The 18,049-nt window shown below is 49.7% G+C and carries 23 protein-coding genes and 3 pseudogenes; 4 read left to right on the forward strand and 22 right to left on the reverse strand.

The genetic code is table 11. The annotated features are described in order from the left end of the window. Positions 1–130: 130 nt before the first annotated feature. Positions 131–415 (reverse strand): hypothetical protein, encoded by a 285-nt coding sequence (locus C7434_RS18245; protein WP_029569565.1) that lies wholly within the window; start codon positions 413–415, stop codon positions 131–133. Continuing rightward, positions 396–926, reverse strand: coding sequence for a DUF2778 domain-containing protein (locus tag C7434_RS18250; RefSeq protein WP_029569566.1), 531 nt, complete (start codon positions 924–926; stop codon positions 396–398). The genes C7434_RS18245 and C7434_RS18250 overlap by 20 nt, the downstream gene beginning before the upstream one ends. A gap of 853 nt (positions 927–1,779) precedes the next feature. On the opposite strand from C7434_RS18250, the gene C7434_RS18265 reads away from it, so the two are divergent. Genes C7434_RS18265 through C7434_RS22005 form a run of 3 tightly spaced genes read left to right on the forward strand, consistent with a single transcriptional unit; the run spans position 1,780 to position 3,442 of the window. Beyond that, positions 1,780–2,241: a hypothetical protein gene (locus C7434_RS18265; protein ID WP_116584907.1), complete on the forward strand. Its 462-nt coding sequence runs from the start codon at positions 1,780–1,782 to the stop codon at positions 2,239–2,241. Next, on the forward strand, positions 2,235–3,275 hold the full coding sequence (locus C7434_RS18270; RefSeq protein ID WP_133745761.1) for a serine/threonine-protein kinase: 1,041 nt from the start codon (positions 2,235–2,237) through the stop codon (positions 3,273–3,275). The genes C7434_RS18265 and C7434_RS18270 overlap by 7 nt, the downstream gene beginning before the upstream one ends. A 2-nt stretch (positions 3,276–3,277) precedes the next feature. After that, positions 3,278–3,442 carry a hypothetical protein gene (locus tag C7434_RS22005; RefSeq protein ID WP_165836205.1) on the forward strand — a complete coding sequence of 55 codons (165 nt, stop codon included), beginning with the start codon at positions 3,278–3,280 and terminating at the stop codon, positions 3,440–3,442. Between the two features lie 171 nt (positions 3,443–3,613). Here the strand turns inward: C7434_RS22005 and C7434_RS18275 are convergent, their stop codons facing one another. The 16 genes and pseudogenes from C7434_RS18275 to C7434_RS18330 all read right to left on the reverse strand — a co-directional run bounded on the left by C7434_RS18275 (position 3,614) and on the right by C7434_RS18330 (position 15,295). Then, positions 3,614–4,051, reverse strand: a complete 438-nt coding sequence (locus C7434_RS18275; RefSeq protein WP_116584905.1) for a hypothetical protein — start codon at positions 4,049–4,051, stop codon at positions 3,614–3,616. Next, positions 4,051–4,197, reverse strand: a complete 147-nt coding sequence (locus C7434_RS22010; protein ID WP_165836204.1) for a hypothetical protein — start codon at positions 4,195–4,197, stop codon at positions 4,051–4,053. Before C7434_RS22010 ends, C7434_RS18275 begins: the two co-directional genes overlap by 1 nt. Before the next feature lie 35 nt (positions 4,198–4,232). Continuing rightward, entirely contained in the window at positions 4,233–4,604 is a 372-nt protein-coding gene (locus C7434_RS18280; protein WP_133745762.1) for a hypothetical protein, read from the reverse strand. Between the two features lie 10 nt (positions 4,605–4,614). Next, entirely contained in the window at positions 4,615–5,046 is a 432-nt protein-coding gene (locus C7434_RS18285; protein WP_133745763.1) for a hypothetical protein, read from the reverse strand. Between the two features lie 33 nt (positions 5,047–5,079). After that, complete coding sequence (locus tag C7434_RS18290) at positions 5,080–6,633, reverse strand: phage tail protein (RefSeq protein ID WP_133745764.1); 1,554 nt, start codon at positions 6,631–6,633, stop codon at positions 5,080–5,082. A 43-nt stretch (positions 6,634–6,676) separates the two neighbouring features. Next, positions 6,677–7,480 (reverse strand): hypothetical protein, encoded by an 804-nt coding sequence (locus C7434_RS18295; protein WP_133745765.1) that lies wholly within the window; start codon positions 7,478–7,480, stop codon positions 6,677–6,679. A 1-nt stretch (position 7,481) separates the two neighbouring features. Beyond that, on the reverse strand, positions 7,482–8,123 hold the full coding sequence (locus C7434_RS18300; protein ID WP_029569577.1) for a hypothetical protein: 642 nt from the start codon (positions 8,121–8,123) through the stop codon (positions 7,482–7,484). A gap of 1 nt (position 8,124) precedes the next feature. Further along, a complete protein-coding gene (locus C7434_RS18305) occupies positions 8,125–8,517 on the reverse strand; it encodes a hypothetical protein (protein ID WP_133745766.1) in 393 nt (130 codons plus the stop codon). Positions 8,518–8,569: 52 nt separating this feature from the next. After that, entirely contained in the window at positions 8,570–8,716 is a 147-nt protein-coding gene (locus C7434_RS22015) for a hypothetical protein (protein WP_166649065.1), read from the reverse strand. Positions 8,717–8,784: 68 nt separating this feature from the next. Further along, positions 8,785–9,930, reverse strand: a complete 1,146-nt coding sequence (locus C7434_RS18310) for a P22 phage major capsid protein family protein (RefSeq protein ID WP_133745767.1) — start codon at positions 9,928–9,930, stop codon at positions 8,785–8,787. Positions 9,931–9,944: 14 nt separating this feature from the next. After that, positions 9,945–10,697 carry a DUF6651 domain-containing protein gene (locus C7434_RS18315; protein ID WP_029569580.1) on the reverse strand — a complete coding sequence of 251 codons (753 nt, stop codon included), beginning with the start codon at positions 10,695–10,697 and terminating at the stop codon, positions 9,945–9,947. A 108-nt stretch (positions 10,698–10,805) separates the two neighbouring features. Beyond that, positions 10,806–12,149, reverse strand: a complete 1,344-nt coding sequence (locus C7434_RS18320; RefSeq protein WP_133745768.1) for a DUF4055 domain-containing protein — start codon at positions 12,147–12,149, stop codon at positions 10,806–10,808. Between the two features lie 70 nt (positions 12,150–12,219). Further along, a pseudogene (locus C7434_RS22250) lies at positions 12,220–13,194 on the reverse strand (DNA-packaging protein); the annotation flags it as partial. A 15-nt stretch (positions 13,195–13,209) separates the two neighbouring features. Next, positions 13,210–14,262, reverse strand: a pseudogene (locus C7434_RS22255) (Hint domain-containing protein); the annotation flags it as partial. Continuing rightward, positions 14,242–14,736, reverse strand: a pseudogene (locus tag C7434_RS22260) (DNA-packaging protein); the annotation flags it as partial. The pseudogenes C7434_RS22255 and C7434_RS22260, both read right to left, overlap by 21 nt. Further along, a complete protein-coding gene (locus C7434_RS18330; protein ID WP_133745769.1) occupies positions 14,723–15,295 on the reverse strand; it encodes a terminase small subunit in 573 nt (190 codons plus the stop codon). The pseudogene C7434_RS22260 and the gene C7434_RS18330, both read right to left, overlap by 14 nt. A 25-nt stretch (positions 15,296–15,320) precedes the next feature. Between C7434_RS18330 and C7434_RS18335 the strand changes: the two genes are divergently transcribed. Continuing rightward, complete coding sequence (locus tag C7434_RS18335; RefSeq protein ID WP_133745770.1) at positions 15,321–15,926, forward strand: hypothetical protein; 606 nt, start codon at positions 15,321–15,323, stop codon at positions 15,924–15,926. Here the strand turns inward: C7434_RS18335 and C7434_RS18340 are convergent. From C7434_RS18340 to C7434_RS18355, 4 genes are all read right to left on the reverse strand, one after another. Continuing rightward, positions 15,904–16,374, reverse strand: coding sequence for a lysis protein (locus tag C7434_RS18340; protein WP_029569586.1), 471 nt, complete (start codon positions 16,372–16,374; stop codon positions 15,904–15,906). The genes C7434_RS18335 and C7434_RS18340 overlap by 23 nt on opposite strands. After that, the gene (locus tag C7434_RS18345) at positions 16,358–16,867 is read right to left on the reverse strand and encodes a lysozyme (protein WP_133745771.1); all 510 of its coding nucleotides are present in this window, start codon (positions 16,865–16,867) and stop codon (positions 16,358–16,360) included. Before C7434_RS18345 ends, C7434_RS18340 begins: the two co-directional genes overlap by 17 nt. A 3-nt stretch (positions 16,868–16,870) precedes the next feature. After that, complete coding sequence (locus C7434_RS18350) at positions 16,871–17,092, reverse strand: phage holin (RefSeq protein ID WP_029569588.1); 222 nt, start codon at positions 17,090–17,092, stop codon at positions 16,871–16,873. 209 nt (positions 17,093–17,301) lie between these two features. Further along, a complete protein-coding gene (locus C7434_RS18355) occupies positions 17,302–18,006 on the reverse strand; it encodes an antitermination protein (protein ID WP_166649066.1) in 705 nt (234 codons plus the stop codon). Positions 18,007–18,049 lie beyond the last annotated feature (43 nt).

Below are 18,049 nucleotides of genomic sequence, written 5' to 3' on the forward strand. Positions count from 1 at the left end.
AGCATAAAAAAACCCAGCGTCAGCTGGGTCTTATCAAATTGACCTGTTTATTGGATTTCATTTAACCAGTAAACCCATACCAGAACTCACCTGAGCCAAGTTTGTAAATCAAGGGGTTGTGAAATTTAGCTTAAGAGAATTTTTTAGTGACCGAAAAAATGCGTCTTATAATTCTCGATATCAACCATCCTAGAAACAACACCGCTAACAGAGCCACGAAAAAAGTAACGGGATCTTCTCCCCACTGGTAATCACTTCCAACCCAGCCCAGTCCTCCCGGGCCGAGCTTGAAGAAAAGCCATGAACCAAAGGTGAAAATAAGATTGTTGAGTGGTGTGATGTACTTTATGAGAAGCACAGCTGAAACCAGCGAAACAACACTTACGGCGATCTTTTTAATCAACGCATTTTGCATAATCAGCTTTGCCCATCACATCTACGTAGCCATAAGCCATTAACCCACTACGTGAGCCAGGCACTGTCATTTTACTTGTTCGCAACAGGGCTTGTCTTATCTGCTCAAAATCACTCACCCTGAACAGCGTTATGCAGCCCCATGATTCACCTGTACCGTCCGGGCGCAAAGGGTGCAGCCGAAAACCAGTACGTTTTACACCATTGACATAGGTGTAATCATTCATAGTTTGGGTGTTATAGAGACCGAACCACTCTGAGTGATTAGTGTTATGCAGAAAATCGAGGAAAGCCCGCCTGGCTTGGGTGTAAACGCCACCCTGCGGTGCATCAACAATCCAGTAGCGGCCTACGGGAATTGAACCCTCGTCGGCAAGATATTCACAGTTAGGATCGTTAATGTGCTGTTTGCGGCCGCTGAGCACAGGGAACCTTCCGATTCCATAGACAATCAACTCCCCTTTCCCGCTCTTACGAGACTCATCGTCGTAAACCATTCGCATCTTGAGCATAAGGCGAAATCCGTTCGTTAAGATACTGAAATGTTAACGCGGAACGCTAAGATTTTTAACTGTTGTTTTGAACAGTAATACTGAAGCAAAAAGATGAAAAAACACTAGCTCAGTCAGAATTAGAAAAACTTACTAAACACTTGAAAGCAGCCATCGAAAGCGTTTTTACGGTGCAGAACCCAGCAACAAATAACGATATTTAAAACTCCGCAACTCACGTGTGCAAACATATAAAGCCAGTATACATCTGGTTTTTCGCTCCGGTAAACATATTCACGACGTGTTGTGCCTTTAAATCGTCGAGTGAAAATTCCTCGGCGATAAAAGAGTAATGCTTCTGCGAAAAAACATGTGCCGCCTATTAGGGCGATGGCCGCTACAATCCAGTCTACGGTACTCATGAGCTTCAGATATTAGAAAAGTTACCTCTATACTATCAAATTCGAGAGATAAAATCGTAAGCCTTGTTGAGCATTGCTAAATAATAATCAACAGTTGCCGATATAAACTGGTATGAATTTTATGGAGAACGCTCAATGGAACAACCAAACCCTTTCGCAGCCCTGTCGCTGATTATCTGGTTTTTAATGTTTATCCCCTGCTTTCGCATGGCTCAGAAAGCTGGTTTCGGATGGAAGATGGCCCTACTGCTCTCCTGCCCGGGCATACATTTCATTATGCTTTACGTCTTCGCTTATAAAAAGTGGCCAAAGGTGCCATATCGATAAGCACTGATCATCTGTCAGGATGGCTCCTACGAAGGATCTGGAGTAGGATAAATCTGATAATACTCTAATTTCACCTAAAGCTCAAAATAGGGCTTTGAGATGTCTCATCAACAAAAGGAGTTGAAATGCGAATCCTTGGAGTTAGGGCTGCCCCTAAAGCAGCATCCTTCATAGTATATTGCACTACTGAAAAATGTTTAAAATGTGCAGATGTTGTAGTTATTCCAGCAACATTAGACACGCCTGAAAAGTTAAAATATGTTCGCAATAACATTTTAGACATATTGAGGACTTATGACGTCCAGCTGGCAGCTATAAGAGTAGCAGAGTCAAACTCTAAAAATTTATCTATCGATAGGCTTTATATTGAAGCCGTGATACAAGAAGCCTTCTCTAGTAGCGAAATCTTAGATTACTCAGTAGTCAGAAAGACAGGCATTAAGGCATCGTTAAAATTAAATGAAAAACAATACAAGGACTTCATTAACTCCCATGTAATCTTTGAGAATATAAACAACACAACTTTCTCTCAAGAGACAAATGAGGCAGTACTGGCTGCTTTATCTGTGGAGGCGAGATTATGCTAAACCCTTACAAAAAAGCAGATGTATCATTCGACTGGCTAAAAGATCTAGATGAGCAAGGTTGTTTTTCAAGAGTTTATCTGGCTCATGATAATCACTTAGCTCATGATCTTATTATTAAAGAAATACCAAAAGATCCGACCAGCCAACCCGATGAATATTTCAGAGAGGCAAGGACTGTTTATAAAAACGCCCATCCAAACATCGTCCAAATACAGTATGCTGCTCAATGCCAAGAAAATGTTTATATAGCAATGCCATTTTATAAAAATGGAAGCCTTAATGGATTAATGAAAACTAAGAATCTCTCACCCCGAGAAATAATAAGATATTCGCTACATTTTTTAAGTGCATTGAATCATATTCATTCTAAAAACCTAGTTCATTTCGATATAAAACCTAATAACATCCTAATTTCTGACAGAAATGAGGCGTTGCTTTCAGATTTTGGCTTAGCTCAGCTGCTTGACATAGCCGGAAGGGCAACGCCGGATAATGGCTATTTCTTTCATTCTCCACCTGAGTTTTATACTGTTGGAGCTAACTACAATCTAACTTTCGATATTTATCAAGCAGGCATGACAATCCACAGAATGTGTGTCGGACATACAAGCTTTGAGCAGGAACGAGGCAAATACACCACCGCTAAACAATTGGCTGAAGATATTATTTCTGGGGATTTTCCTAGTAAAACATATTCTCCTATTATACCAAAGAAACTCTCTAACATCGTAAAAAACTGCTTGAAGATCGATCCTAATGAAAGGTATCAGTCTGTTCAGGACATCCTAAATGCTCTCAGTGAGATAAGTGATGGAGCCTTGGATTGGTTTGAAATCAATAGATTAGACACTCCAAACTTAAAAGAATGGAACAAAAAAGTTGACGGTGCTACATTAAAAGTGGTTTATAACACAGATACTAAAGATGCTACTGGTCAAAGAGTGTATGATGACGGCCGTTCTCGCAAAGAGTCTAAACTAAGCTCATCCAATTGTAGTAATCAGAAGCTTTATGGAATCCTTAAGGATAATTAATTATGAAAAAAAACGAGGGAGTGGTGTTGCTGCCTCGTAGAAGGGATGCTGCGTTGGCAACCCCATATACCAAAAATGAAGTTAAAAAGCTTAACAATGAAGATATTAATGAAAGATTGAATAAGATATTTTCAACTCCCTTAAGCAAAAAACGCTTCATAGGCTAACCCGGTGAATGCCGGGTTTTCTAATTTTCAACCCATCGTTACCGCTTCGCATGCAATTCTCTAAATAGCTTATGCTACCGAATTATTTCTTTCATCTAATTGATTAATAGCCCTTTCTTTAAATTCCCTTTAGAAGAGAATGCCATCTCATTTAGCCATTCCGAGTCTTTTTTAATGAGCTTTCAACCCGCGAGATAAAGCCTCATAAATCGACCCCATCAGCGGGTCAATCTTCCTGACATACGCAGGTCCCATGAACGGCCGCGGCGGAATGTGACTTGTACCGACCTCCTGCCAGAGACCGATTTCTTTTTTGGTGCCGACGATGGCCGCAAGTCCCACAATTTCACTCTCGATTGAGTCTCTTAACTGGGCTGAGCGCAGCAGCGGTTCGTCTTCACTATATCCCCGGCGAACGCGATCGGCTTTCGTTGCTTCAGCAAGCGGGGCCCAGGCATCAAAGGGCCCGTAAGCAGGCTGGTACACGCCAATTTCTTCCTTCGCAGTTTCCTCTATCTCTTTCACGATGACGCGGAAACTGGCTTCGAGCCCGGTGGCGATGCTGGCTGATGCAGACGACAGTTCCATTGCAAACTGTTCAAGGTCCATCACTTACCCTCCTCCCACCTGCGTGTGTGCCAGTTGTAGGTACCGCCATCGAGCTCGCCAATAACGACACCCATGGCAATGCGCTCATGGGGCATCAGCTCTGTCAGGGCAGGGAAAATCACGCTGAACGGAACCCCGGCTTTCATCAGCCAGCACTGGTTAATAAACTCGGGGTTCTGCGCTAGTTTTTTGCGGCAGTTTCCGTAGCCTCGTCATCAGCTTTCGACTTTTCGCGCAGCGCGGCAGTCACCGCCTTGAGGCCGCTTTTACCAAGAATGGCCAACATGCTCTCAATCTGTTTGGGAGTTTGCGGGACTGGGTATTCTTCACCATCAATGTCAGCAACCGCCGCAACCGGGAAGGCATACATGTTCATGTACATGACGTTGATAGCCATTTCCGGGCCAACGGCGACAGTAAGACGGGATTCCTGAACGGGGTCCAACTCCCGCAAGGTGATAATTCGACCAGTGGCATCTTTGAGCTGGTTTGGTTTGACCTCTTGCTCAGTCATGGGAGCCGGAGGTGTTTCATGAACTTTTACGTGAACCACATTTCACTCCTCAGTTAACTTTTTTACGGCGGCTTGCTGTCCATGACAGCGTCTGGTTGACCGTTTTCTCACCCTGCTTGTTACCGGCATCGGTGAGGTGAAACGACACGCCTTCATAGCGATACACACTCAATGTTCCGCTGGCTTCTGTAATGGTTTCGGTGATGGTGCCACGGGGCTGGTCGATGCCGTTGTAATAGTTGTCTTCCCACTTTGCCCAGAAGTCGTCAAGCGTGGCATCCATTCGCTCAGCGGTGATGGTGCCATGCCAGCCAGTCGGGATTTGCAGTTCGTCGGTAATGCCGTTGAGCGGCGTAATCTTCTGCGTCGAGACCTGCGGCTTTGAATCAAAACTGATGATTTTGGGAATGCGCAGCCTGCCCATCGGCGTATTGATGTCGACAGCAATGTCGCGACCTACTGTATAGCCAAGGGTTGGCATGATTTATCTCCGGATTGATTGACGTATTATGCGTTAGTGAGTTAGGTCGTTTGCGACGGAGATGGATACGCTGCCACCGCCTTCCAGATTTACAAGGAAGTAGCGCACCACGTTCAGGTATTTCACCTGCACATCGGCGGTCATGTAGCCCAGGTCAACGCGGGAATCAGGGTTATTTGCCGCATCAAGGCGCACAGCAAACGCGGGCCCGCCATTTGGGTCGCCAATCATCTTCAGGTTCTCAAGATTGGACAGGAATGATTCAAGAGTGCTCTTGGTTTCGCGGCGCAGATCAGCCGTCTGATTGTCACCGACCACGCTGCCAAAGCTCGCCGCAATAGTGAGTGACAAGAAGTTGGTCATTCGGGTATAGGTGTCGTCGTTCTGGGTCGGACAGGAAGATGTATTTCGCCCCGATCGCATGCCGAAATAATTTCCGCCCGGACAGGGATTGGTAATGACATCAAGTCGTGCTGAGTTAATGTTGCCAATTTCGGCGACTGAATAAGGGCGGCCAGCGAGCTGACGCTCGGTCGCAATGATGCCCGGTATACGTTTGTTAAGGGTGGAGATATGAGGTGATCGGGCTGCAATATTCGCTGCCTCGAACGTTGCAGGTGCGATCATGCGGTTAGTGCCGTTAGCCGTGTCCTTCCAGAATGGCCAGTCACCTACCATTAGTTTGAAATGCCAGTCATCCACGCCTGAACTACTGAGTGCATCGGATATGGCCTTGCAGTCGGTTGAAGCCGCTCCCTGAGCGACGGCATACGCCCCTTCTGAACAAGCAAATTTGGCCATGGCTGGCCAGCATTCTTTTGCAGTGACATCCACCAGATTAATAACCTGCGAGTTGGTGCCTCTCAGGGCATACATCCCCTTGCGGGGCATATCTGTGCCATCATTACCAAGTAAAATGGAATCTGCAATGTCGGTCGCGCCATCCGTGCCGCCGCTGAGCGTGACCTCTGTTACAGGTTTCTGAGCAGTTGCATCAGACTCAATTACTTTTGCGCGCACCAGTTGGCTTGGGCCCCGGATGTTTAATTGCCCCTGATTAACCGCTTCGACCATAGCCTTCCAGAGTCCATCGCCTTCACCTTTGAGGTTATCGAACACCTCAGCGCTCACACCCGGCAGACTGACTGTAAGCTTTTTGGTGTTTACCGCGGTACCGGGGCTTATTCCAGCGCTGATATTATTTCCGCGTGTACCACTGTAAACAGCCGTCAACAAGAGCGCTTTCTTAAGGGTGTTATCAGAGAGTTTGCCACTGGCCGATTTATCCTGGCCATTGGTCACACGCACACAGTTGAGATTAGAGGCACCCAGTTGAAGTGAAATCGTAGTTGCGGTGGCCAGGTCATATTGCCGGTCTTTAGGTGGGCCAAGGAGAAACGCCATGTCATTATCTGATCCTATCTTAAAGACGCTGTTAACTGGCCCCCAGCTTGCAACGCCCACTAACCCCAGACCGTCGGTGGCGATGCCATTAATGAAGCGTGTTTTAGGCGGAACCACCTGAACATAAAGGTCAGGTGCGGTAAGTGCAGATGTGTTGAGGTCGCCGGTTGAATAAATCGGCATGAAGAAGTACTCCGTGTTTTGCGTGATTCGGATGGTTCGTGCTTTAGGGCTTAACAGGCTGGCCATTAACGCTGACAACAGCGTGGATAATCTCGGGTGCAGTCATGGTCTGAGTAGTGGCAAAATTCACGCTAAAAAACAGGTCTCGCCGGTAAACATGCCAGCTTTCTGCCTTATCAGAATCAAACTGTCGAAGGTAGAGCAATTGAGCGGGCACCCCATCATTGAGGTCGATATGACACTGCTCTGACAGCGTACCATCGATGGCACTGCCGATTCGTTCTCTGAGGACGGGCGAAGGCGCCCAGACCGTAACCTGAAAATCTTTAACTTGCCTGTGCAGCTCTCTGACGGCTAAACCCGCCGTAGTGACCGTGACTGAAATGTTTTCAGCGTTTAAGACGTACAGACTTCTGCCCACAGTGAATATGTGAGGAAAAGCTCCCGAGAGGATTTTAACGGCCTCTTCAGCTGTAGTTTGTGGCCTGAACTGGAAGCTGTAGTCTTTCCCGTCAAGTCTTAACCCCACGTTTGTCAATGCCGATGAGACACCTGAAAAGCTTATAACATTGCCATTCACTGTAATCTGCAAGGACGGTTCGCATTCAGGCAGAATGCGCCAGGGCCTGCCCAGTGCGCAGCTGAGTTTGCGTTCTGCAGGCAACGGCCAGACAGAAATGTGCACACCACCGGCATCAATGTCTGACTCTAAGCTGCCCGGCACTGGCCAGCCTGGATAGATTTTTACTGCTGCATTAATGATGCCGGGCAAGCGATTACCCCCCGGATAAATCGTATCTTCCACCTGCTTCGCAATAAAGAGGCAGACATCACCTACGCTTGCCACGTTACACCGTCATCTTCATAGCAGTCAGACGCCAGCCTTTGTCAGTCAGCTCTGTCCCGGTAAGGACGTAACGCTGACCGGTATCATCTGTTATAGAATCGCCGCTATGTACGGCAATGTCTCTGAAAGCCGGCATCAGAATCGTATGCCACGCGCTGCTGGTTTCACCGGGGATTTTCAGCGGCGAGTGTGCACCCATTCGGGTCATCAGAATACTCGCAGGCCAGTCCGACATGATAAGTTTTTCATTGGCGGCAGTGATACCGCTGTAATCCTGAATACCCGTTCTGTGGACATTATCGCCGGTTCGCCTGAGACTAATCAGGCGTTCGGCTTTGACGCAGAGAACAGGTTGCAGCAATGGCATTGCGGCAACGTAATACGTCCCCTCTGATGAGACCAGAACATCACCTACTTCAACACCGGCTGCATCAAAAATCCCGATTCGCGCCGCCTCCCCAAATCGCGCAGAGCGCATATAACCGTAATCTTTAGTGAATGAAGCGTGCAGATGCTTGAGAGGTTCTGCTTTAAGTGGACTAAAGGCTGTTGTGGCACGGTAATGAATTGTCTTGCTGCCAAGGCGTTTTGCTGCTTTACCATTCCCCTGATTCACCTTAGAGGCAAGTTGTATTGCATCCATATCAGTTCCTGGATATGTGGACAATGCCATTGCCCAGTGACGGACCCGGCGCAATACCGAGTAAACCGCACAGCTGACGCCTCCACTGATTATAGAGGCGCGTGCGGTCTGACACTTCTGAGCGATTGCGCTGCCAGACGGCTGCTTTATCGGTATCGAGGTTATCTGCTGCGCTTGCAATGCCGCTTTCAAGGCCTGAAAGCGTGATGAGAAAACTGGACACTATCGCTTCCTCTTCATCCCGTAACGTATTCAGGCGATGAGCCAGCGTCTGAAACCGGCCTGACGTGACCTGGGCATAAGCCGCATCACTGCGATCATCAGGCAATGTGTCACCTGTCATGGGATAGCCCATATAGCGACGAGCATCGACCAACTGCTGATCAGTAAGCATCGTTCATCACCTGTTAGCTCTTACCCAATACCCAGCCACCGGAGTAGTAATTCTACACTTCATCAGGAGTGACCTGAGCAGAGTGCGTTGCCGTGTGCGTGGCTTCATCACAAACCATCTTGAAGAACTGAATGCAGCCATCATCAGCCTGAGTCTGCGCTTCAGGCTCAGCGCGCAGTTTCCGGGTAAGTCCTGCCATTTTTGTCTCCGAAAATAAAAAAGAGCCGAAGCCCTTATTTTTTATTCATCACCTTTTCAACCGGCTATCTATCCTAACAACAAACAGCTGTGCTCCGGCTTGATGTTCTGACAGCCCCATGCTGCGGCGATTTCGTAGCGTACACGGCGGTACTGTTTGTACATGGAGACTTCGAACGACATATTGGTGCGCGGGTCGGTGATCATGATACGGTCATCAGCCATATCGCCTTCCTCCGGCAGCGCGGGCGCGCGGGTGGCCAGGATAATGGCGGAACGGCTGAAGGCGAAGTTGGCGGTAAATTCATTCATAACGTCGAATTTTTCTCCTGCCTTAACATCATCCATCAAGCCGGGCGATTGAATGTAAAAGGCTCCGTCGCCAAGTTTCTCTACAACATATTGATACTTGCCCAACTGCACAATGCTTCCCGGTTTAATGGATTCCGGAATTTTTGGTTTACCTTCACCCCCCGTTCCTGCAACAGTGATGATAAACGTTCCCGCCTCAAGGTCGTCTCCAACAGACAATTTTTCTGATTTAGGGCCTGTGCTTTCCGCAACCCCCGCAGATTCACGCAGTGTAAAGCCATGCAGTTCCAGAAGTGTGCCCTGAGAACGCAGCGCAGTAGTACCTGCCTCATTGGCTTTGGTCAACTGGGCCATGGTTCGCAGTGCCGCTCCTGCTGTGGTATCAATGACGCACTGCAGATCGCTCAGCGGTGCACCATTGTCGGTGAGAATTTTACGCACCTGCGCCGTGTCGGAAAGAGTGTCTTTAAATGGCGTTTTACCCGCCTCTCCCGCTGCGCGTGATGCGCGACGGAACAGCATGCCCAAATCCTCTTCGATTTCATTGACCAGCGTGCGCATTGCCTGAGTCACCTGGTCGCGACGAATACCGTGATAACCCGGACCGGATTTAATGCCCTTCTGTTGTTCGCCTTCCCAGCGGAACGGCACCATGCGGGATTTGGTGATGACCAGGGGCACGTTACCAATATCCTGGTCGCCATCATCCGGCGGAAGCTGCCCGGGCTTGACGTCTTTAGCATCCGATTCCGGCGTGACCGGAATGCGGATAGGCTGGTTCAGCGCAGCACGTTCCGCCGTGGCGTCAAGCGTGATAGAGGGAATGAACCCGCAGAGTTCACGAGATACGATATCCAGCGACTGGTACAGGTCAGGAATGAGTTGAGTCAGGGTATTAGACATGCAGGGTTATCCTGTTAATCGGTAATCTGTACACCCGCGCACGCTCTTTCACTCTGCTCATGAGGGCTGAGAGATTCAAACTGTTCACGGGTAAGCGTGTTAGGGTTGATATTTCCATTTCCTCCGCTGGAACCGCCGCCTGATGCACCGGTGCCTTTGAGGATCTGGTCTTTATAGGGGTAATGTTCAACGAGAATGCTCAGCGCCTCATCAAATTCGGCAGCTTCGCCGGGTTTGATTGCGCTGAAGATTTTATTCCCCTGCCTGTCGAAAGCCGTGACAACGTCACCCTCGATTTTGAAGTTATTTCCAAAGCGTGCTTCAACTATGTCAGCGGGAATGCTGAGTTTTTCAGCAATGAATTTTGAGCGGGCAAAACTGCCGCCAATTTTCTCAGCAGTAAGTTTGTGGCTAAGGTCATCACGTTCCTGGACGATGGGCGCATACTTTTCTTCCAGTGCACGTACGGCTTCTGCGCGAACCTTTTCAACCTCACCAGCATCCACCAGTGTTTTGTCTTCCAGATTCTTTACCGTATCCAGTGCAGCAAGGGCTGCGGCCGGGTCGGTAATACCTTCAAACGTTTTAAGTTGCGTCTCTGCCGCCTCCGCACGCTCGCGATGCGACTTTGCCTCACCGTTGAGACGTGCGATGGTGTGCAGCGTGCCGGGGGCATCAAACGCGACTTCTTTACCGTCATCGCGAACATACACAGGCATGCCTTCGTTCAGGACAACATGTCCATTCTCATCAAGTTTCAGTTTCATAAAGGTCATCCAACCAGGTAAGAGCCATCCGGCCCATGGCGCCGCGCTGCATCTGCAGCGGCCGGCAATAAAAAAGGCCCATGCATCTGCACGAGCCTGAAGAGAGAGTTATACCGGAACGGTTTTTGCCAATGAGCTTTGCAAAGGAGGCGGCATATCGCGGATACGAACCTGTTCTTCCGCCCAGCGGAGTTCGCTGTTGATGAGGCCCCGGCGCTGTATTTCGTTGAACAGCGTCTCGTCAGACAGCGCACGCGTTTTATACATGTCTACCAGGAAGTCAGCCGATGCTTCAGCCAGGGTGGTGGCACCAAAGTCACTGAAGATGGTGACGTGACCACCTTCAGATTCACCCATCCACTCCGCCATATACTGCAGCGCCAGTCGGGCCGCATCGGTAAGGTCACACACCATACGCTGAAGAGCACTGGTGCTCGCTTCATTATCTGTCAGTGTCTGCACCACGGTACGATGTCCGGGCTTAACCACCAGCAACTCGGCCCCCACCTGACGCATCTTTTCTTCAAGGTCGATGATGTCTGTGCGCCCGGCTTCGATGGCTTTACCGCTGTGTTCGACATAGCGCAGGTCTGCATCGTCTTCATCTGACATAATTGCCGATGCCGCACCCACTGAAATAGGACCATCACCGAGCTTTTTTCCGAAGAGCACCGGTACGCGGGCGACATGCAGGATGGTCTGCTGATCACTGCGGGACTGCCAGTGTTCGACGTTGAGCCAGGCCAGTTCAGCCAGCGGCGGCCGGCCGTTCATAAAGCCGCGTTTGTCGCCGTAGACCGGGACAAAAGTGATTTTTTTCAGGCTGGTGGTTCCTTCGTCATGCAGCTGCCATGACAGTACACCGGTTATGGCATCAGGCTTTTCGCGATAAACCCGCCAGCGGCCGGGATTCAGTACCCTGACCTGCTCAATGTTTTTCACGACAAACTCATTCTGCGGGTCACGCTCACTGATCGTTTCGACAAAGCGCAGCAGCGTAAAGGTCTCCTGCCCGTTGATCCGTTCTGAGTCGTAGTCCAGCAGGCTAGTGGCATTCACCCTGACGAAATATGGCCGTAGTCCGCGCTGGCGCTCTTCAGCCAGAGAGAGCTTTTTATCCGCAGGTGGATGTTCGACAAGGATGCCGCAGAGGCCATAGGCCATCGCCTCTTCAAAGGTGTCAGCCAGAAAGGAGTGCAGATTGGTGCCCTGCAGGTCCACGTCCCCGAACATCTCACGTATGCGTGCAGGCACAACTTCCTCATTCCAGGTCACTGGTCGGGAAAAAGGTTTTCCGCTTAACACCTCGACCGTACGGGAAAATGCCGGAAACAACGTGGCGACCGACAGTCTGTTCTGATAGAAGGCCTCCTCCTCGTTTGGCCATTTGGGCAGGTATGTTTTGCCTGCCTGCCGCATAGAAGACGTACCGCCCAGCAGTGCTGTAATCATTGGCCAGCATCCGGCCATCAACTCAATTTTAGGCGATCGCTTCCGGACGTCTTTGCTCATAGAGTTTCAGTTACGCATTGAATGGTCGCACTGTCGTGCCTTTTGGCTGGAACAGTTCAGTGATGGCCCAGACCAGTGCATCCAGGCGGTCCGGAGATTTTTTTGCTGTTGCGGGCACATACTCCAGCAATTGGTTCTCGAGCTGGTAAAGGTTTCCGCGATGCGCCACCCGCCCCTGTTCATACAGCGCTGAAATCGGCTCTGCACGGGCAAACTTGCCCTTACTGGCATGGACACGGATGATGCGCCCGCGAAATCCAGCATTACGCAGCGTGTCTTCTGCCATATCTCCGCCCTGGTTGGTTTCAATCACAATCGCTTCAGCCCGATGTTCTTCGTAAGCCCGCATTGCCCGTTTAGCCCAGCCATTAGGTGTGAACTTGCCGGAGTAATCAGCATTAGCAGAAAAAAGCCGGTCATTACCTCGCCCGTAACTGCTTGCGACAACAATACCGGTTTCATCACTGTCTTCATTGTTAGTCGCCTGCGGGTCAATGGCGACAACCGTGCGGGATGGCTCTAGTGCAATCTCAAGCGTCCGAGCGTCGGACACCAATGCCTCAGTCCAGAGCGCACCCTCAGCGTTAAACCGTCTCGGGCGCTGCATGTACTGCGCTTCAGCAGTGCGTCGGTGCGAAAACAAAGAGATTCGATGCGATTCGTTGTGCTTATAAGGCCACAGCCAGCCGTCAGGCAGACCATGTTCGATCGGAATCGCGTGCGAGTTTTCCGGATACAGCGATGAATACGGCTCGCTGTTATCAATCACTACCGGCAAGTTGAGATGATGCCAGTGCTCACCACTACCGCCGCGCAACAGGTAACCGCTCAGGTCTTGGTAGTGGATACGCTGCATGATGACCACGATAGGCGTGGTCTCGATGGCCAGTCGGGAACGGATGGTCTCGTTAAAGCGGGTATTAACCCCGTTCCGTACCGTCTCACTAAAGGCGTCGTCAGGTTTGACCGGGTCATCCAAAACCAGACAGTTGTGGACTAGAACCTTACCATTCGAAAGAATAAAATTATGATTGGACCTAACTGACAAGCAATAGGTTTTACTGATATGACCGACGCTGCGAACGAACAATGGGCTCCTGCCAATGGATATGAGAGGATTTACGAAGTCAGCACTTATGGTCGCGTCCGCAGTTTGGACAGGCTGATAGTTTCCTCCACCGGGCAGAAGTACATGCTTCCTGGAGTTATGCTTAAGCTTCAATTGGACAGAAGGGGATATTATTGGGTGGGTTTCTCCCTTCAAAGCAGAATAAAACGCAAATACGTTCACCAACTTGTTCTTGACACCTTTGTACGTCCAAAAAAACCTGGAGAGGAAGGGCGTCACCTTAATGGCTGCCCGACCGATAACAGACTTAATAATCTTGCCTGGGGTACTAAGGCTGAGAACATGGCGGATGCAAAGACTCATGGAACCTTTCCGGTTCTTGAGCGGCGTCCGGGAGCCAAGCTTACACGTGCTCAGGTACGCACAATCTTTATCAGCAACGAATCGTCCTCTGTCCTTGCTCGCCAATACGGAGTTGGGATAGGTGTAATTAGGCAAATTAAGCTTCGAGAGACCTGGGCATCTGTCACTGAGGGACTCACTCCCGGCAGATACGAACGTCGAGGAACTTGGTTGGGTTCGGTTTCTGATGGAGCTCTTTTCGATAACACCCTGCCGATGGTTGAAACGGCCAAATTGCTCGGAGTGACTGTCGTTCAATTGAAAAGTATGCGGCGAACACGCCGGAAGCAGATCGCTGCTGGTAAGTAAATCTGCGCGAACATAACCCCTGCTTGTATAGATGCGATGATCTGGCGTGCATTGGAAAACAGTACCATCGGATAAACCCACCTCAACTATGTCGTTAGCTGGATTTTCCCACCAGCCAACGATTGGTTGCAGCTCAACATTGCCAGTTTCAATGTTGCACGACCACACGTTGAAATCAGATCGAGACTCAACAAGTTCCTCGATTCGACGGGGTCCGCGTTCTGTTTCTACAAGCGTTCCAGCAGGAAAGCAGCCCTGCCAGCCCGGTTCCATATGCCCAGCACGAAAGCCGGTAACCTGTCCTGCCGCCGACGAGGCATAAACCCCGCCACCGTATTCGGTCCACCACATGGCTTTACTATCTGCATCATCGCGCAGCGCCATCGGCCACATGCCCTGAAAGGCGGCAGACTTCACAATGCTGCGCGTGGTCGATGAGTTCAGTAACGCCAGGTTGTGGGAATAGGACAGGTGCATGAAGCGGGCACGGCGGTTCAACGCCAGCCCGCGGCCCATCATATTGATGGTGGCCAGTTCCGTCTTGGTATAGCCGGGCGGAACGTTGATGACAAGTCGCCGAATATCGCCATCAATCACCCGGTCCAGCGTCTGTTGAATCACCTTATGATGGGGCGCGACAATCATTCTGCTACCGGTGCGCTGCTTAAAGAAGTAACGTGTAAAATAAAGCCCGTCCTCTTCGCACTCTATACGGCGTGCAGCATTCTTATATTCAGCAGTCGTCATCCTCCAGCATTTCCCGGCGCGCCTGCCGGTATTCCTCGCGAGTAAGCAGTGCAACCTCCACCGGGCCGCCGTCTTTGCCTGTCAGTGATGTCGCGGCCTGCTCGCGGAACGCCTGTACTGAAATGTGTTTGCCGAGCAGTTCGAGATTTCTGACTTTGTCAGGCCACTTAATCTTTTTCAGGATGCCAACCATCTCACGCTCTTCGCCCCGGCCTTCAAACATCTCAGCCAGATCGAATCCGCTCAGATATCGACGCCATGAAGCTGGCCATTGCGATACGGGTTTGATGCTCATGTCATCTGTCATGATGTCGAGCACGTCCATCTGGTCAATTTCAACCAAGCGATGCAGCACATAATCTGCCTTTATCTCTACCCTTTCGTTACGCGCTGATTTAAGGTTAATAATACGCTGTGAAATATCAGGTTTCGTCAGGTTTTCAGAGCCGGTACGGTTTGCAGTCTTTTCGCTGTACCCCGCCCGAATGGCCGCTTGCGTGGCGTTCAAATCGATGAGGTACTCGCGACAGAACATTTCTTGTTTGTCGGTGAGTGCCATATTTAGCCTTTGGGATTATTTCGCTATGAATCTTTTTATATTTCGTAAGCTGTTTGATACAGATTCTGTCAGAAACGCCTTTATTGCATCAACTGACAGTGCAGACGATATAGGCGTAGTGCTAAGATTACACTTGGTCACAGAAAGCTTTCTTGAAGCACTTATTTGCTCAGCAATTCGTAAAGAGGACCTATTTGACACGGAACCTGAAGAAGGGAGGGCATTTAAATTAAATTATTTTAAAAAGCTAGAGCTGGCAGCCAAGTTTGGCCTCCCCTTGCCTTCATTTAAGGCATTGGATAAGTTAAACCTTTTAAGGAACAACCTAGCCCATAAAATCCAAAATGATTTTATAGAAAATAGCGTCATTGAATCTTTATCTTCTCATGTAAAATCTATTGGTGGAGAGGATAAGGTCCCTTTAGCAGAGGAAGCCGCTGAGTTTTTTAATGAAGATGGCAGCAAAAGAGCTACATATCGTTTAGTGGACGCTGATACACCAAACCGCGTCAAACTAATGATATTGATATCCTCTCTTATACGACGCACCACTGGGGAAACCTTAGGTTTCTATCAGCTTCATACCCATCATCAGTTCACTATGAAATCTACTTTAGACACTGCTCAGTAATATACTGCTGCAGGCCCGCTATTTGCTTTCCGGCGACTTCGATTCGCTGTCTGAGGGTGAAATAATCCTGTTGAGCGGCGTCAGTAAGTCGGGCGCTGGCTGCATCACCCATGCCGGAGGTGCCGGTGGCGTATTGCTTCGTGCAGGTGGCGTTGAGCTGCAGCCGGCGCCTGCCAGTAGCGACATCATCATGCAGTTGGTCGATAGTCGCTTTAGCATCGGCTAATTCCTTCGTGTATTTCTCATCAAGTGCGGCCACATCTCGCTGGCGTGTCTGTAAGTCGGTGATCGTGTCTTTTGCCAGACTGAGATTCTTAGTCGCGGTGTCACGCTGCGCCTTGTAGCCAATGGCATTGCCGCGGTAGTAGAGTGCAAATGCTGTCGAGGTGGCTGTAGAGATGATAATCACCAGAGCCAACGTCAATAGCAACTTAGCCTTTAAGGTCATTGCTGCTCTCTGTCAGGCAAAGTGCGCGCTCGGTTTCTCTGCGTTTCATCAGCCCTTTCCACTCCCTGCCGCCGGAATAAACCCAGCGGCGCAGTTCATTGCATGCATCAGCCTTCTCACCAGCGTTAAGTTTTTTCAGGAGAGAAGATTTGGAGAAAGCTTCAGGTCCGACATTGTAAGCAAAGCTGTAAAGTGCGGCCCGCTGGTACCTGCTCAAGGGAATTGTCACCAGGCTATCCACTTTTGCCTGTATTGGCTTCAGGTCAGCATACAGGAGACTGTCACACTCCCGGTCGGTATAGGTTTTGTTTCTGACAATATCTGCGCCGGTATGACCGTCACAGACAGTCAGTACACCTGCGACGTCGCGATACGGGACATAACGCCGCCCTTCCAAACCATCCTGACCCCAAAGCAGCGTCAGTGCCAGAGTGAGTGCACCCGTTCCGGCTGCGGCCAGAAGCCTTTTGCGCAGGACCGGAGAAATGGCCATGCTTCAGTTGGTCTTATCCTGGCATTCGCATCGAATTGCCTGAATTTCAGCGAGCGTCGCTTTCCGTCTGTAATACCAGTTGATGATACAGGTCACAGTGGCAATGCTGATGCCCGTTAAAACGCCCACCGCACTCCACTCCTCCGGGCTGAAATAGGTCAGGACACCATGCAGAATCTCGCCCACAGATACACTATATGCGACACCAGTTGTCAGTTTGCTCATCAGGTTTTGCCACGCAGAGAGAGGAGGAATGGAGCGAAAGGATGGTCCGGACAAAGTTTCTGCGCGACAGACCAAATGAAAAAGCCCTGACAAAAATGTCAGGGCTCAGGAAGCGTTCTGAAGAGTCATTAACCCATCATTGGGTGTAATTTAACACAAAAAATGGAAAAGTAAATAGCAGCCTATATCATAGCTAGCGCTTATATCGCTCACGACTTAGTGATATTCAAAAGTTGCTTTTCAGCCCAGGCTTCTTCTCTGTGCAACTCTGTAATCAGGAAATCCAGCAACTGCTTGACGCTTTTGTTCCAGGTATCGAGCGAAATAGCCTTCGTTACCTGTGATACTGCTCTGAAAACAACAACAGACGCCACGCGTTCATAACCTCGCCCGGAGCACCGCTTGCAGGGCTGATAAACCGGCACACCCTGCAACTGACTTTTCATCCGGTTCATCGAAAGCCCCCGTCCCTTACAATCCTTGCAGGCAGCACGAACCGTCCCCTTTCCACCGCATTTACTGCAGGATTTTCCATTCCTGGTGCCGGTGCTTTTGCAGGCATGACACGGGGACTCAGTGTCTGGACCGCGAGCGTAATCAAGAAATGCATAATGAGCGATAATCTCAATAACAACTTCGCGTTCTTTCTCACTCAGACTTACGAGCGACGGATAGCGGGATGATTCTCTGAGACCGGTGGCCGTGAGCAAACGAATTGCGCGCTGCCTGTCGTGGCCACTGAGGTTCATCTTGGCGAAAAAAGCGCAATAGCCGAGGGGTGCACGTTTTAGCGTCATACCCAGCGCAGCCATAATATCGCTGCCATTGATTGCATTGGGTGAGAGGGAAGATTGAGTGACAAAGGGCGTAACAGCGCGCGGGGAGTGGTACTTAACAACACTTTCAAGTTTCATGGGATGACTCTGTGCCGGTAAGGGATCACCGGCACTATGAGTC

Origin of the sequence: Pantoea sp. PNA 14-12 (assembly GCF_004364735.1) — a bacterium.
GTDB classification, from domain to species: domain Bacteria; phylum Pseudomonadota; class Gammaproteobacteria; order Enterobacterales; family Enterobacteriaceae; genus Pantoea; species Pantoea stewartii.